The sequence below is a fragment of the Cellulophaga fucicola genome, assembly GCF_900119145.1.
In the GTDB taxonomy this organism is placed as follows: Bacteria; Bacteroidota; Bacteroidia; order Flavobacteriales; family Flavobacteriaceae; genus Cellulophaga; species Cellulophaga fucicola.
Genome location: NZ_FPIY01000001.1, coordinates 1,228,965 through 1,244,917 on the forward strand (window position 1 = coordinate 1,228,965; position 15,953 = coordinate 1,244,917).

The window sequence follows — 15,953 nt, forward strand, 5'->3', positions numbered from 1 at the left end:
ACTCTTTGTTGTTCTCTCTTCTTTTTTAATTTAAAATTATACTTGTATTATTTATTTTATATGATGTAATAAACCCTGAATTTTTAATGGATAATAATATATCTTCTAAAGGAGAATCTTTACTTATAACCCCCATAAATTTGGCATTTTTCACTTCCTCATTTGTAAATTCAAAATCTACATTATACCAACGAGATAAAACTCTTGTAATCTCTTCTAAAGGTTTACTTTTAAAGCTAAACACTCCGTTTTTCCAAGATGTAACATCGTAAACATCTACAATATCTTTACTATAACTTTTAGTATCTACATTAAAAGCAATTTGTTCATTTGGTTTTAATATATCACTGTTACCATTTAGCGTAAGAGCCACCTTACCCTCTACTAAAGTTGTATACACTGTATCTTCATTTGTATATGCTTTAATATTAAACTCGGTTCCTAAAACTTCTACTTCTTGGTACTTAGATAGGACTTTAAACTTACTTCCTAAGTGGTTTGTACTTGGAGACACATCAAAATAAGCTTCACCATAAACCAATTCAACTTTTCTTGTTTTGCCTTCTGTAAAATGTTTTGGATATTTTAATTGAGATTCAGAGTTTAACCAAACTTTTGTTTCATCAGATAACTTCACAAAATATTGTCCTCCTCTTGGTACAGTTAAATAATTGTATTCTATTGTAGCATTTGGTTTTATATTGTTATTTGTATAAACCAATTTGTTTTTAGAAGAACTAACAGAACCGTTTTCGTATATACTATCTTTCTGCAAAACTACATCTGTACCATCTTCTAATGTTAAAATAGCTTTTTCTGTTCCAGGAGTTATTGTATGTTCTGTTGCAACAACTTCAATTAGTTCATTTTTAGGAGCACTAGTATTAAATAAATAGTAAGCTCCTAAACTTGCAAAAACAATAAATACAGCTGCATACTTTAAAAAAGAAACAAACTTTTTCCTTTTTAAACCCTTATCACTATCTTTAATTAGCTGAAGCAGTTTTTCTTTTTCTTTCTCTGTCTGAAAATCTTTCATACAATAATCAACTATGTAATTTGCTTTAACATAGCTTTTAAATAATTCTTTGTTAGACTCTTCTTTTAATGCATCTAGTAACTTATCTAAATCTTTTTCTGTACTAGATTTAGATAAATATTTAGTTATAATAATTTCTATGTTTTCTGAATTTGGCATTATTATGCTCTTTTTAACTAATGACGCAACTATTTAACACTACCCCAACGTTTTTTTATTTTTTTTTTTACATTGCACTAATATTTATTAAAAAAACGAGCTATGAAGATGATTTTTACTAATGAAGAAGAGCTTAAATCCGAACTAAAAAAAGGTAATGAAAAAGCATTATCTTATTTAATGGATACCTACCACCAACCTCTATGCCTATACGTTTATAGCCTAAGTAACGACTCTGACAGTGCCAAAGATATTGTGCAAAATATTTTTATTAGACTTTGGGAAAAACGAAATAAAACAGACGGCATTATTTCTATAAAAAGATTTTTATACAAATGCTGTTATAATGAATTTATAAATCAATATAGAAAAGATAAAAAAATTTTAGCTTTTGAAGTAGAACATGTAAATGCCCTTGAAGAACTTATTAAAGATGAAAATGAAGCTTTACTTAAAAGACAAATAGAACTACTAAAAAAAGAAATACAAAATTTACCTCCGCGTTGTAAAAAAACATTTTTACTCAGTAAAGAAGATGGACTTTCTAATATGGAAATTGCACATAAAATGGACGTTACTATAAAAACTGTAGAGGGGCAAATTACAAAAGCTTTTAAAATATTAAGATCAAAATTGGGAGACCAGATAAACCCTGTTTTATTTTTGCTTTTTAATTCCAAAAAATTTAATCCAAATATATTTTAAACTCACTTTTATTATAATGTTACTCTTCTTTTAAAAGTAAGCCTAAAAACAAATATACATTTGTATTGGTTGGTAAAAAGATAGCTTTTAAAACTTTATTTTATAGTAAAAGAGGCTTATTTTTGCATTCTATTTTAGACTTCCAAAAAAATGCAAAAAACTTTTATAAAAACAGCTAAGATATCCTTAGTTTTTGTTTACCTCGTTATTATTGCTGGTGCAGTAGTTAGAATGACTGGTAGCGGAATGGGGTGTCCTGATTGGCCAAAATGCTTTGGACAATACATACCACCAACAGATATCTCAGAATTACAATGGCAACCGTTTTCGTTCTTTAAAAAAGGAGAAGTGATTATAGTAGATAAAACATTGCAAGTTGCAAGTACCGATTTTACATCTAGTGCCCAGTTTAACAAAACTAATTGGCAAACCTACACAAAACATAATTATGCCATTTTTAATGCCACACATACCTGGATAGAATATATTAATAGACTATTTGGAGCTCTTGCTGGTTTAGCTATATTTTTTCTAGCTCTTTTATCTTTTAAATACTGGAAGAATAAAAAATCTATAACAATATTGTCTTGGATTCTTGTTTTTGCAATGGGTTTTCAGGCTTGGTTAGGAGCAACTGTAGTTTATTCTCTTTTAAATCCTGTTAAAATTACAATACATATGGTTATGGCTTTAGCAATTGTAGCTATTTTGCTATACATAATTTATAGTATAAAAGACAAAACAGTAACGGTTTATAAAGACAAAAAAACAAGACAACTTATTTTGGTTGCTTTACTTTTAACTCTAATACAAATAGTTTTAGGAACACAAGTTAGACAAATGGTAGATGACCAAGCAGACATAGTTGGCGATGCTGCAAAAAACTTATGGCTAGACAATGTTACCGTTACATTCTACATACATAGGTCTTTTTCTATACTCGTTGCCTTATTAAATCTTTTCATTTTTTATAGAATTACAAAACTAAAACTAGGCTTAACTAAAATAAAATGGGTGTTATTACTGTTATTATTAGAGATAATTACAGGTGTAGCTATGAATTATATTCACTTTCCGTTTGGGAGTCAAACACTTCACCTTGTTTTAGCCTCTCTCCTATTTGGAGTTCAGTTTTATATGGTTTTAGAACTATTAAATACTACTAAAAAGAATTAAAACTTTGTAACTTTGCAAACCCGCAATATTTAAAAAATGATTTATAAAATTAGAATTATCCTAGATGCAAAGGATGATGTTTTCCGAGATATAGAAATTGAAGATAACAAAACACTAGAAGATTTTCACAATGCAATAACACAAGCCTTTGGTTTTTTAGGTAGTGAAATGGCTTCTTTTTACACTTGTGATGAAGAATGGAACCAAGATGAAGAAATTGCTCTTTTTGATATGAGTGAAAGTGGTTCTGATGTTAAACTTATGAATGAAGTCTTTTTAGAAGATATACTTACAGAAAAAACACCTAAATTAATTTACGTGTACGACTTTTTAAGTATGTGGACTTTCTTTGTAGAACTTGCAGACATTGTAGAAAAAGAAGATGGCTTAGCATACCCTAATGTACTGTTTAGCTTTGGAGAAATACCAGATAGCCCACCAGAAAAAAACTTTGAGGCTGACGGGCCTAAAGAAGGTGATTTTGATGATGAATTTGGTGAAGATTTAGGCAGTTATGAGGATTTAGATTTTGATGAAAATTGGAACTAAACTCTTAAACGAAAAGCATATTTTTACAACAACTAATATTAAAACAATATACCATTGATAAATTTATATTCTACCCAAATAGAAAGTATTTCTATACACCGTGTTGGTAATAAAAACAAAGGAGAAGGCGCTTTTTTATCTAATCAGCCTTTTACTTTAAACGATGAAACAACTGGTCTTTTAAAAGAGTATTTCTTTAAACCATTTAGAGAAAAAGAAGAAAACTACTTTAAGTTTACAAATGAGGTAGATGTAGAATTTAATGAAATATACAAATTAGCTGCAGAAATTTTTGACGCTCCAGAAAGTTGCCATGCTGTTTCTAAAAAAGTAGCAACACACTTGTTTGAGCAATCTAATCACCCACATATAAAAAGTGGAGAATTATATGTAACGCATTTAACAGATGTATTACTAGATAACAAAAAAGTAGATGCCATTGGTATATTCAAAAGCGAGCTTAAGCACGATTTTCTACAGTTAATAGAAGATGGTGAAAATATAGACATTAATATTCTACAGGGAATAAATATTAATAAATTAGATAAAGGTTGCTTAATTTTTAATTCTCATAAAGAAGAAGGCTACAAAGTTTTATCTGTAGATAGCAACCGTTATGACACCAAATATTGGCTAGAAAACTTTTTAGGAGTAGATGCTTTAGCTGATGAAACATTTTACACTAAAAACTACCTTAAATTCTGTCAGAATTTTGCAAAAGATGTTGTTTTACCTGCCGAAGATAAGCAACAAGAAGTTTTGTTTATGAACAAGGCTGTAAACCATTTTGCAAAAAACGATTCTTTTGAAGAAACAGACTTTTTAAACGATGTAATGGAAAACCCTGAGCTAATACCAGAGTTTAAAAATTACAAAGTAGAAAAAGGACCTAAGTTTAGTGTAGAAGATGTATCTAACTTTAATATTGCTAACAAAGCAGTATCTGATGTCCGTAAAAAAATTAAAAATGTTATTAATTTAGATACCAACATCCAGATAAAAATGGACTTTATAAACCCAGAGTCTGCAGAAAAATTTGTAGAAAAAGGTTGGGATGAAGAGCGCCAGATGTATTATTACCTAGTTTACTTTAATAAAGAAGAAAAAAGCTAAAAACTACTTACTTAGTAACTTTTAGCTTTACATATATTTTAATTGTAATGGAGAATCGAATTAATCAATTTTAATTCTGTTCTCCATTATTTGTTTCATACTAACATCTTCATAATTACGCTTTACAAAATCTAAAGCTAAATCTAAAACTCTACCCATTTTTCGGCATTTTTTAAATTGCATATCTAAAGTTAACTCATAAATCTGCTCGCGTAGCATTTTAATATTTTCTGGTGTAGAAATTGTATCTTTTTTACAAATAGCTCTTAGCTTTTTAATTCTATTACCAGAACTTTTAATTCGTTTTGCTACTATAGATCGTTCCTCTAATTTATATTGGTCTACAGAGCTTATTAAAAGTTTTTTACGAACCAATTCTACCATTTGAAAGTTTTCTTTAAAAAACTGAGGTCTATATACCTTTAATTTACCTTCAAAACATTGCTGATCAAAATCTATTGCTCTTATACGGTACACTACATGATCAAAATCATGCACAGGTACAATTACATAGTTATAAGATCTCATATCACCCAAAAGACGAATCATACAACGTTCATTAAACTTTACAAACTCTTTAGCTAGTTGTGCTTTTTCAGACTCTGTACATTTGGGTAACATATCCTTGATAAAAACATCTCCGGGAATACCAGCTATATGCTCCTCTATTAAAGTGTCTTTATACACTAAAAAGTTAAGGTTATAGGGAGATAACATATGCTCTAGCTCTAAGCCATAAATTCTAGATGCATCCGTCTTTTTTATATAGAAATACGTAAAGTTATCATTTAAAATATTACGTACTTTTATCCTAAAAGGCTTAGAGTTTCCAAAAGTGCAAAAATCTACAGCATCAATATTTAAGTACTGTATAATATTATCTCCACCATCAGAAAGTAAAATAGAATACACTTTTTTTAAGCTTAAATCTATCTCTACTCTATCATATTCAGAATAATAAACACGCACCCATAGTGTATCGTTATCGTCTGAGTCGTATACAACTACCGAGCCTGAAAAACGTAACAAATCTTCATAAAAAATAGGAATCTCCATTTTTCTATTATAATGTTCTAAATAAGCGTCTAATTGACTACTTACTGGGTAAGCAGGTTTCTTTTTAGACATTAGTTTTTCCTCTGACATTAACTTCTAATTTTATTACAAAATAGTCAAATAGTTGAAATAAAAAAGAAAAATATTCTTTTATTAAATTCCATTATCACATATCACAACAGTATAAGAAGCCCTTACAACATTTATTAAGATACCAGAAAATCTATTTGTTATTTTGCAAATACAATAAAATATAAACAATGCCTATACATCAAAAACATTTCAAATTAATCTTAGTTTTATTTGTCTGTTTTTTAAATTATTTTGGATATTCTCAATTAAGCGATTTACACTATTTACCACCTTTAAAACAAGGAGGAAACAACCAAGCTGTTAGAGAACAGGCTGTATATTTATCTACTCCAGAAACTGCTGTTTTTACGGTAAACGTTTACCAAGGTACAATTACAACACCCATAGCCACTTTAACCCTTTCTAATGGCGCTCCTGCTACATACAACTTAACAAATGGAGATAATGACATTACATTAGTTAAAAATGCAAATACAGGTATTGTATTAACTCAAAGTGGTTTACGTTTTGAATCTCCTGGAGGAGAAAAATTTTATGTAAACTATAGAGGTAGTTCTGGATCACAATCTACATCACTTACAAGTAAAGGTAGACAAGCAATGGGGCAAATTTTTAAATGGGGTGGTATTCCTAACCGTGGCACCCACAACAGTTTAACAAACGCTCTAGGGATAATGGCTACTGAAGATAACACAGTAGTAAACTTATCTGGCTATGACCCAAACAGTGAGTTTAGACTAGGAAATAATGCTGGTGGTATTACAAATGATACGTACCAAATAACTTTAAATAAAAATGAATCTTTTGTTTTTGAAGCTTACGTAAAACAAACTACAGCAAATATAGATGGTTGGCTAGGAGCAACAATACAATCTACAAAAAACATTGTAATTAGTAATGGTGGTTTAAATATTGGAGTAAGAGTAGGAAATGCAAGCAGAGATGCTGCTATTGACCAACCAGTACCAGAAAATAAAATAGGAAAGGAATATGTTTTTATTCGTGGTAATGGTAATAATGAAACAGAAAAACCAATAATTATTGGCACACAAAATAGTACTGCTATTTTTGTAAATGGTTCTACAACACCTATTGCTACTATAAACAACGGGGATTATTTTGAGATTCCAGAAAGCAATTATTCAAATTCTGCATCTGGTGGCAATATGTTTGTTACAACGTCTAAAGATGCTTATGCTTACCAATCTTTAGCTGGTGGTAGTTCTATAGTTACTGTGGGCTTAAATTTTGTTGCTCCTGTAAACTGCTTATTACCAGATAACCTAGATAACATTCCAGATATAAAAGATGCAGCTGGTATTACAATGAATGGAGGTGTTACTATTATTGCCTCAACTTCTACTCCAGACTCAAATATTAGCGTAACAGATGGTAACGGAAATGTAACCTTACCTGCAGCATCAACTGTTACAGGCTCTCCTGACTGGAAAACATTTTATGTACCAAATTTAACAGGTAATGTATCTGTACAATCTACAGGACCTATTGCTGTTGGCTTTATAGGTTTTAATGGCGCTAGAGGTATTGCTGGATATTTCTCTGGTTTTGATACTGTACCAGATGTAGATTTACAAGTCTCCGGTGGTGGTTGTTTACCAGGATCTATAATACAAGTAAAAGATCCTAATTTTGATGCCTACCAATGGTACCAAAATGGTACAATTGTACCTGGGGCAATATTCTCTAGTTACACTCCTAATGAAGCTGGTGATTATTTTGTTCGAGTTACAAAAGGTGGCTGTACATACGATTCTCAACCAATTGCAGCTTATTATTGTTTGCCAGATATTGTTGTTAAAAAAACAGCCGATCTAAATTCTGTTTTAGAAGGTGATATTGTTAAATTTAAAATTACAGTAGAAAGTCTTGGTGTTAATAATGTTACCAATCTTAAAATTAGAGACGTTTTACCTGCTGGTTTAACATTGTTATCTGCTAGTCCAACAGTAGGTAGTTGGTCTGCACCGCAATGGACAATAGGTACCCTTAGTCAAGGAGAACTAGTTTCTATTATATTAGAGGTGCAAGTAGATGAACTACCCTTTAATTCTACTATAACATCTTATACCAACACAGTAACTAATACTCAAAACCAAGTAGATAGCAATACAACACCAGATGATATGTCTGAAACACTAACTGTTGCTAATAATGAAATTATAATATCTAAAATTGCTTTAGCTGCACCAGATGGATCTTATGACAGTTTAAATGAAGAAATTAGATATTTACTAGTGGTAACAAATAATGGTCCAAATACACTAACAAATGTAACTATTACAGATCCCATAGCAGATGCTGGTAGCATTAGTCCGACTTCTGTAGCAACACTAGCCCCTTCTAGATCAGCAAAATTTACATTAACACATAGCATAAATAATACCGATTTAAGTGCTTTATTAGTTACAAATACCGCAACAGCACAAGGAGAATTACCAAATGGGTTTAGTATATCTGATACTTCTGATGATCCAAATGAAAATGCTAATGTAGATAACAATGACGATGGGGAACCAGACGACCCTACTATTGTAATTTTAGGAAGACCTAAAACAGTTATTACGAACAGAAAAATAACGCATAGGGTAAAACTTAACTAAAAACCTTTGTATCATCTAAATTTTAAAACATTTTGTAAGATTTTGTAACAAATTCTTGAACCGCTCGTCTTATGACCATAACAATCATAAAACCAACGACCCTTGGAAAAAATACTTACAGTTAAAAATCTTACTAAAAAATTTGGCTACTTAACCGCAGTAAAAAACCTGTCCTTTACCATAGAAAAAGGGAATGTATATGGTATTTTAGGCCCAAACGGAAGTGGTAAATCTACAACTCTTGGTATTGTACTAAATGTAGTAAATAAAACTTCTGGAGATTTTAGTTGGTTTGATGGAAGCATAAATACACACCAAGCCTTAAAAAAGGTTGGTGCAATTATAGAAAGACCTAACTTTTACCCTTATATGACTGCGGTTCAAAACCTGAAGTTAGTTTGTAAAATTAAAGAAGTTAGCGAGGATAAGATTGAAGAAAAACTTGCTTTGGTTGGTTTATTAGATCGCAAAAACAGTAAATTTAAAACCTATTCATTAGGTATGAAACAGCGTTTAGCTATTGCTTCTGCTCTACTTAACGATCCTGAAATACTTATTTTAGATGAGCCTACTAACGGTTTAGATCCTCAAGGAATTCATCAAATTAGAGAAATTATAAAAATAATTGCAGCACAAGGAACTACTATTCTATTAGCTTCTCATTTGTTAGATGAAGTAGAAAAAGTATGTAGTCACGTTGTAATTTTAAGAAAAGGAGAAAAATTATATTCTGGCCGTGTTGATGAAATGATTGCTAGCTATGGCTTTTTTGAATTAAAAGCTGAAGATAATGAAGCGCTTTTATCATTTTTAAAACTAAATCCAAATTTTAGTTCTTTGGAAGAAGAAAATGGCATAATCACAGCTAATCTAAAGACTGAATTAAGTGCTACTGAATTAAATAAAGAACTATTTAATAGTGGTATAATTTTATCGCATTTAGTAAAACGTAAAGAAAGCTTAGAAGAGCAATTCTTAGAACTTACTAAAAACGAATCTAACTAATCAAATCAACCAAAAAACTATAAAATTATGTTACGCTTACTACAAATAGAATTTATAAAATTATGGAACAATAGGGCAAGTAAAGTATTAATACTTTCTTACTTTATTTTAATGGTTCTTATTGCCGGAATATCTATGATAAAAGTAGACTTTGGACCTTTAAAGTTTCATATTGCAGATGTAGGTATTTTTAATTTTCCTTACATATGGCATTTTAATACCTTTATGGCTGCTTTTTTAAAGCTATTCTTAGCCATAGTTATTGTATCTATGATTGCTAATGAATATAGTAACAAAACAATAAAACAAAACCTAATAGACGGCTTATCTAAAAAGGAATTGATACTTTCTAAATTTTTAACAATTGGGGTATTTTCTTTAGCTTCTACTGTCTTTATATTTCTAATATCTTTAATACTTGGCTTAATCTACTCGGACTTTAATGAAGTTTCTATTATTTTTTCTGACTTAGAATACCTCCTAGCCTATTTTGTAAAACTAATTGGTTTTTTCTCTTTTTGCTTCTTTGTCGGGGTACTAGTAAAACGATCGGCTTTTGCTTTAGGATTTTTATTTATCTGGTTTATTGGAGCGGAAATTATCCCTTACACATACTTAGCATCAAAATACTCTAAAGAAGTTGCAGATTCAGTTTCTAGGTTTTTTCCTTTTGGATCTATGTGGAGTACAATAACAGAACCTTTTAGCAGATTAAATGTTATAAAATCTGCTGCACAGCAAGTTGGTGAGGATATCTCTAGAGATTATAGTGTGCAACCTTTACAATTACTAATTGTATTATGTTGGACCACTATTTTTATATATTTATCATATGTGTTGTTAAAAAAGCGAGATTTATAAGTATATTGAAGCGTTATAGAGAACGCTTATATGAAACCAACCGTAAAATTACTCGCATTAGCTTTGCTTTTGCCTATGCTATCTATTGCGCAAAGTCAAGCTTCAAATTGGTACTTTGGAGATGGTGCAGGTATACGTTTTAACGATAATGGTAGTGTTACCGCTCTTACAGACGGAAAACTAAACACTAAAGAGGGCTGTGCTACAATATCTGACGATGATGGTAATTTGTTATTTTACACAGACGGCATACGTGTTTATACAAAAGACCATGTTATTATGCAGAATGGTAACGGGTTATATGGTGATCCTTCTAGTTCTCAATCGGCTTTAATTGTTCCAAACCAAAAAGACACAAATATTTTTTACATTTTTACAGTAGATACAAGTGTTTTTGAAGCAGATCCAGATTACGGTTTAAATTACTCCACCGTAGATATGTCTTTAGATGGCGGCAAAGGAGCAGTAACCATTAAAAATACTAAGCTTTTAGATTATTGCTCAGAAAAAATTACTGCAGTATTAAAAGATTGTTTTGATAAATCTGTTTGGGTAATCACATACGCTAATGAAAATGGTAGCGAAGGTGTTTTTAATACTTTTCACGCTTTTGAGGTTAATGATAGTGGTGTTGTAACTACATCTGTAAAATCTAAAGTAAATAGTTTTGTTTCTGATAAAAGAGGGTATTTAAAATTATCTGCAGATGGTAGCAAAATGGCCTCTGCTAATGTTAGTGAAGGTTTATTTTTATATGATTTTGATGCTGATACTGGTACACTTACAAATGAGCAGCGAATAAACATTAGCGCTACTAATAAAAATCCTTACGGATTAGAATTCTCTCCTAACAATGAGCTTCTTTACGTACACACTTATAATGCGCAACAAGGTTTAGCTGTAGAGTCTTCTAATTTATTGCAGTACAATTTAACTGCTGCAAATATATCTGCTAGTGAAGTTGTCTTAGACGAACAAAATATTTTTAGAGGTGCATTACAACTTGGTGAAAATGGTAAAATATATAGATCTGTAGCTAACTCTTATGATCAAGGCACAAGTTATTTAGGGGTTATTAATAATCCTAACCAAGTTGGTACAGCTGCTGGTTACCAGCATAACGCTATTAGCTTACAAGGCAAATTAGCTACCCAGGGATTACCTCCTTTTATTCAGTCTTTTTTTGCTAAAGAAGATTTAGTAAAAAACACAGATGGCAGCACAAGTGCATCATTAACTATTTGCGAGACCGAAGAACTTACTTTAGAAGTAGATGCTATTCCGGGAGCAACATACACTTGGTCTCTTAACGGATCTGTTTTAATTGGAGCTAACAGTAATACTTATACAGTTGCCACAACAACTATGACAGATGCCGGAAAATACACTTTAGAAGTAACTCCTGCAGATCCGTCTGAATGCCCTATTATTGGTGAGGCTCAAATTAATATAAATCCATTACCTGTAATTAACAACGCAACATTAACTCAGTGCGATTTAGATGCCTCATCCACAGATGGTTTTGCTATTTTTAATCTTGAACAAGCTAGTTTTGATATTTCTAACGGTATAGCAGAGAATACGGTTAGTTTTTATGCCAACCAAGCAGACAGAGATTCTAATATACCTATTACAACCCCTATTGGTTTTACTAATACAACTGCTACAAACCAAACTATATACACTAGTGTTACCAATAAAAACGGGTGTATAGTCTATGCTGAACTGGCTTTAGAGGTGCAACCTACCACGAGTAGCCTACCAAAAGCATTACCATATTACGCTTGTGATATGGATTCTTATGATGCTGAGCAAACCGGAATGTTTGACTTAGAGTCTATAAAAACAATAGATTATCCTGGTCTAGAGGTTAGTTTTTATGTTTCTATAGAAGATGCCGCTTTAGAATTAAATCCTATCTCTGACGAAAATTATATTTCTACAACTGCTACTCTATTCGCTAGATTAGAAGCAAGCAACCAATGTCAAGGCGTAGAAGAAGTTAACTTAATTGTACAACCAACTCCTGTAGTTGTTATTGAGGATGAATATTATTTTTGCACAGACAATCCTATTTTAGAACTTACAGCAGAACTTGGTTTTGATACGTACAAATGGTTTAAAATTGAAGACAATGGTACAGAAACTTCTATATCTAGTTCGGTTAATACAACTATTACCAATGTTGGAAACTACAGATTAGAACTTGGCTACAGTTACAATAGTGGTGCGCAAATCTGTACTAACAGTAAAGAATTTAAAGTTACACCATCTAATATTGCTGTAATAACTAATGTTGAAGTAAAAGATATAAGAAAAAACAACTCTATTACAATTTTAGTTAGCGGAGATGGTGATTATGAATATGCTATTACAGACCCGTTTGGACCATACCAAGACAGCAATAATTTCAATAACGTACCTGCCGGAATTTTAGAGGTTTTTGTTAGAGATAAAAATGGCTGTGGTACTACAGAACCTTATGACGTTTCTGTTATTGGTTATCCTAAACTATTTACACCTAATGGTGATGCAATTAACGAAACCTGGCAAATTAGCGGTATTAGCAATACATTTTTAGCTAAAAGCGATATTTATATTTTTGATAGGTATGGAGTTCTTGTTGCTAAAATAGATCCTAGTTCTGCTGGCTGGAACGGTACTACTAGAGGTATACCTGCACCTGAGTCTGACTATTGGTTTAGAGCCAAGCTAGAAGACGGTAGAGATTTTAACGGTCATTTTTCTTTAAAACGATAAGCTGCGCTAGGGATTGAAGCGGCACCACGTATTTGCCTTTTTGCAAAACGTAGTACAGCGTAAAGCCCGCTCGAGCGCCCAAAATACCTGACTAATTTGTATGCTGTTATTGCGGTATTTGTTACTTTTAATCTATGAAATTTAAAGTTGTATCAAAATTTGAGCCTACTGGTGACCAACCCCAAGCAATTAAGGAGTTGGTTAAAGGCGTTAATGAAGGAGAAAGACACCAAACTTTACTAGGAGTTACAGGCTCTGGAAAAACATTTACTGTTGCCAATGTAATAGAAGATTTACAAAAACCAACCTTAGTTTTAGCACATAACAAAACGTTAGCAGCCCAATTATACTCGGAGTTTAAACAGTTTTTTCCTGAGAATGCTGTAGAGTATTTTGTGTCTTATTATGATTATTACCAACCTGAAGCATATATACCAACTACGGGTACTTTTATAGAGAAAGATTTATCTATTAACGAGGATATAGAGAAGTTACGTTTAAGCGCCACCTCTTCCCTATTGTCTGGCCGTAGAGATGTTATTGTTATTGCGTCTGTATCTTGTTTGTATGGTATTGGTAACCCTGTGGAGTTTCAGAAAAATGTTATTTCTATAAAAAAAGATCAAATAATTTCTAGAACTAAATTTTTGCATCAACTAGTGCAAAGTTTGTATTCTAGAACTACTGCAGATTTTAGAAATGGTAACTTTAGAGTTAAAGGTGATGTTGTAGATGTTTTTCCTAGTTACGCTGATCACGCTTTTAGGATTCACTTTTTTGGAGATGAAATTGAAGAGATTGAAGCTTTTGAACCTTTGCATAATAAGGTTTTAGAGGTATACGAAACATTAAACATTTACCCTGCTAATATGTTTGTTACTTCCCCGGATATTTTGCAAAATGCTATACACGGTATACAAGCAGATATGGTTAAACAGGTTGAGTATTTTAAAGAAATTGGAAAACATTTAGAAGCAAAACGTTTAGAAGAACGTACTACGTTTGACTTGGAAATGATACGTGAACTTGGCTATTGCTCTGGTATAGAGAACTACTCTAGGTATTTAGATGGTAGAGAACCTGGCACAAGACCATTCTGTTTATTAGATTACTTCCCAGATGATTATTTAATGGTGATAGATGAAAGTCACGTTACTATACCACAAGTACACGCAATGTACGGTGGAGATAGAAGTAGAAAAGAAAACTTAGTAGAATATGGTTTTAGGCTACCTGCTGCAATGGACAATAGACCATTAAAGTTTGAAGAGTTTGAAATGATACAAAACCAAGTAATACACGTTAGTGCAACACCTGCAGATTATGAGTTGCAATTAAGTGGTGGTGTATATGTAGAACAGGTTATTAGACCAACTGGCTTACTAGACCCTATTATAGAAGTTAGGCCAAGTTTAAACCAAATTGATGATTTGGTTGAAGAAATACACTTGCGAATAGAGAAAGACGAACGTACTTTGGTGACTACGCTTACCAAACGTATGGCCGAGGAATTGGCTAAATACCTAGATCGCATTAGTGTACGTTGCCGTTACATACATAGTGATGTAGATACGTTGGAGCGTGTAGAAATTATGCAAGATTTACGAAAAGGTTTGTTTGATGTGCTTATTGGTGTAAACCTTTTAAGAGAAGGTTTAGATTTACCAGAAGTATCTTTAGTTGCTATTTTAGATGCTGACAAAGAAGGTTTTTTACGTAGTGCACGTTCTTTAACGCAAACTGTTGGTAGAGCTGCTAGAAATTTAAATGGCAGGGCTATTATGTATGCTGATAAAATAACTGCTAGTATGCAAAAAACTATTGATGAAACTAACTACAGAAGAGAAAGACAAATTGCATACAATACCAAACACAACAAAAAGCCAATGGCTTTAAATAAAAGCTTAGATAGTGTGTTGTCTAAAAATTCGGTTTCTACATATCATTTTGAGAAAGAAGAAATGCGTGCTGCAGAACCAGATATGGCTTATTTGACTACGGACCAAAAAGAAAAAATGATTCGTGAAAAGCGAAAAGCTATGGAGATAGCTGCTAAAGATTTAGATTTTATGCAAGCAGCAAAGCTTAGAGATGAAATTAAAGCTTTACAAGAGAAATAAAAAAATGCCCTAAACAACCACGTTTAGGGCACTTTACAAAAAACTAACCAACTTAATCAACCATTGTTTTATGTAAATACATAAAACAAAACCTTAAACTTATTATGCAATATCTAATGACCTTTTTGGCTTAGGTAATGCTTCTTCTTTTTTAGGAAGTGTAAATTTTAGAATTCCGTTTTCATACGCAACACTTATACTTTCTTCTTTAATAGTATCTGGCAAACTAAACGTTCTTTTAAAGTCACTAATCTTAAATTCTTTTAAAGAATACTTCTCTTTTAAGTCTGTATTTATTTTTTCGCTTGTTACAGACACAGATAAAATATCTTTATCAATTTCTACTTTAAAGTCTTCCTTGTTTCTACCTGGGGCTAATAACTCTAACGAGTAATCTTTTTCGTTTTCCTTAATATTTACTGGTGGTATAGTTGCTGTATTAGCTTCTAAACCTCCGTACCAATCTGTATTTAATAACTCGTTTAATAATGATGGAAAAACTGTATTTTTTTTAACTAAACTCATAACTAACAATTTTAAATTTAATATTTATTCTTGTTAGGTTACATTTCAAATGATGTACCAACTACAGAAATCAGACTTTTTGTCATTTTCACACCAACAAACAGTGACAAAATGTCGTTATTTTATTTAAATAAACGACAGAAAGCCACTTATTGCATCAAAAAAATGCAA

The 15,953-nt window shown here is 31.6% G+C and carries 12 protein-coding genes; 9 read left to right on the forward strand and 3 right to left on the reverse strand.

What is annotated here, in order from left to right; genetic code table 11:
* Window positions 1–25: 25 nt before the first annotated feature.
* Window positions 26–1,198 carry a FecR family protein gene (locus tag BT107_RS05370; RefSeq protein WP_084639126.1) on the reverse strand — a complete coding sequence of 391 codons (1,173 nt, stop codon included), beginning with the start codon at window positions 1,196–1,198 and terminating at the stop codon, window positions 26–28.
* 102 nt (window positions 1,199–1,300) lie between these two features.
* On the opposite strand from BT107_RS05370, the gene BT107_RS05375 reads away from it, so the two are divergent.
* From BT107_RS05375 to BT107_RS05390, 4 genes are all read left to right on the forward strand, one after another.
* Window positions 1,301–1,903, forward strand: a complete 603-nt coding sequence (locus BT107_RS05375; protein WP_084639128.1) for an RNA polymerase sigma factor — start codon at window positions 1,301–1,303, stop codon at window positions 1,901–1,903.
* A gap of 150 nt (window positions 1,904–2,053) precedes the next feature.
* A complete protein-coding gene (locus BT107_RS05380; protein ID WP_072302715.1) occupies window positions 2,054–3,079 on the forward strand; it encodes a COX15/CtaA family protein in 1,026 nt (341 codons plus the stop codon).
* 36 nt (window positions 3,080–3,115) lie between these two features.
* Window positions 3,116–3,628: an IS1096 element passenger TnpR family protein gene (locus BT107_RS05385; RefSeq protein ID WP_072302716.1), complete on the forward strand. Its 513-nt coding sequence runs from the start codon at window positions 3,116–3,118 to the stop codon at window positions 3,626–3,628.
* A gap of 54 nt (window positions 3,629–3,682) precedes the next feature.
* Complete coding sequence (locus BT107_RS05390) at window positions 3,683–4,741, forward strand: nucleoid-associated protein (RefSeq protein ID WP_072302717.1); 1,059 nt, start codon at window positions 3,683–3,685, stop codon at window positions 4,739–4,741.
* Window positions 4,742–4,801: 60 nt separating this feature from the next.
* On the opposite strand, the gene BT107_RS05395 is transcribed toward BT107_RS05390, so the two are convergent.
* Entirely contained in the window at window positions 4,802–5,887 is a 1,086-nt protein-coding gene (locus BT107_RS05395; RefSeq protein ID WP_072302718.1) for a hypothetical protein, read from the reverse strand.
* Between the two features lie 170 nt (window positions 5,888–6,057).
* On the opposite strand from BT107_RS05395, the gene BT107_RS05400 reads away from it, so the two are divergent.
* From BT107_RS05400 to uvrB, 5 genes are all read left to right on the forward strand, one after another.
* Window positions 6,058–8,511 carry a DUF11 domain-containing protein gene (locus BT107_RS05400; RefSeq protein ID WP_084639130.1) on the forward strand — a complete coding sequence of 818 codons (2,454 nt, stop codon included), beginning with the start codon at window positions 6,058–6,060 and terminating at the stop codon, window positions 8,509–8,511.
* 102 nt (window positions 8,512–8,613) lie between these two features.
* A complete protein-coding gene (locus BT107_RS05410) occupies window positions 8,614–9,516 on the forward strand; it encodes an ABC transporter ATP-binding protein (protein ID WP_072302719.1) in 903 nt (300 codons plus the stop codon).
* 27 nt (window positions 9,517–9,543) lie between these two features.
* Window positions 9,544–10,377, forward strand: coding sequence for an ABC transporter permease (locus tag BT107_RS05415; protein WP_072302720.1), 834 nt, complete (start codon window positions 9,544–9,546; stop codon window positions 10,375–10,377).
* Between the two features lie 30 nt (window positions 10,378–10,407).
* Window positions 10,408–13,137 (forward strand): T9SS type B sorting domain-containing protein, encoded by a 2,730-nt coding sequence (locus BT107_RS05420; RefSeq protein ID WP_072302721.1) that lies wholly within the window; start codon window positions 10,408–10,410, stop codon window positions 13,135–13,137.
* 134 nt (window positions 13,138–13,271) lie between these two features.
* The gene (gene uvrB, locus BT107_RS05425) at window positions 13,272–15,257 is read left to right on the forward strand and encodes an excinuclease ABC subunit UvrB (protein WP_072302722.1); all 1,986 of its coding nucleotides are present in this window, start codon (window positions 13,272–13,274) and stop codon (window positions 15,255–15,257) included.
* 102 nt (window positions 15,258–15,359) lie between these two features.
* Here the strand turns inward: uvrB and BT107_RS05430 are convergent, their stop codons facing one another.
* Window positions 15,360–15,782 carry an Hsp20/alpha crystallin family protein gene (locus BT107_RS05430; RefSeq protein ID WP_072302723.1) on the reverse strand — a complete coding sequence of 141 codons (423 nt, stop codon included), beginning with the start codon at window positions 15,780–15,782 and terminating at the stop codon, window positions 15,360–15,362.
* Window positions 15,783–15,953: the final 171 nt, after the last annotated feature.

Coding starts and splice junctions, on each gene's coding strand:
- BT107_RS05380 (WP_072302715.1), top strand. CDS start 2,054: ATGCAAAAAACTTTTATAAAAACAGCTAAGATATCCTTAGTTTTTGTT.
- uvrB (WP_072302722.1), top strand. CDS start 13,272: ATGAAATTTAAAGTTGTATCAAAATTTGAGCCTACTGGTGACCAACCC.
- BT107_RS05385 (WP_072302716.1), top strand. CDS start 3,116: ATGATTTATAAAATTAGAATTATCCTAGATGCAAAGGATGATGTTTTC.
- BT107_RS05430 (WP_072302723.1), bottom strand. CDS start 15,782: ATGAGTTTAGTTAAAAAAAATACAGTTTTTCCATCATTATTAAACGAG.
- BT107_RS05400 (WP_084639130.1), top strand. CDS start 6,058: ATGCCTATACATCAAAAACATTTCAAATTAATCTTAGTTTTATTTGTC.
- BT107_RS05370 (WP_084639126.1), bottom strand. CDS start 1,198: ATGCCAAATTCAGAAAACATAGAAATTATTATAACTAAATATTTATCT.
- BT107_RS05420 (WP_072302721.1), top strand. CDS start 10,408: ATGAAACCAACCGTAAAATTACTCGCATTAGCTTTGCTTTTGCCTATG.
- BT107_RS05415 (WP_072302720.1), top strand. CDS start 9,544: ATGTTACGCTTACTACAAATAGAATTTATAAAATTATGGAACAATAGG.
- BT107_RS05395 (WP_072302718.1), bottom strand. CDS start 5,887: ATGTCAGAGGAAAAACTAATGTCTAAAAAGAAACCTGCTTACCCAGTA.
- BT107_RS05375 (WP_084639128.1), top strand. CDS start 1,301: ATGAAGATGATTTTTACTAATGAAGAAGAGCTTAAATCCGAACTAAAA.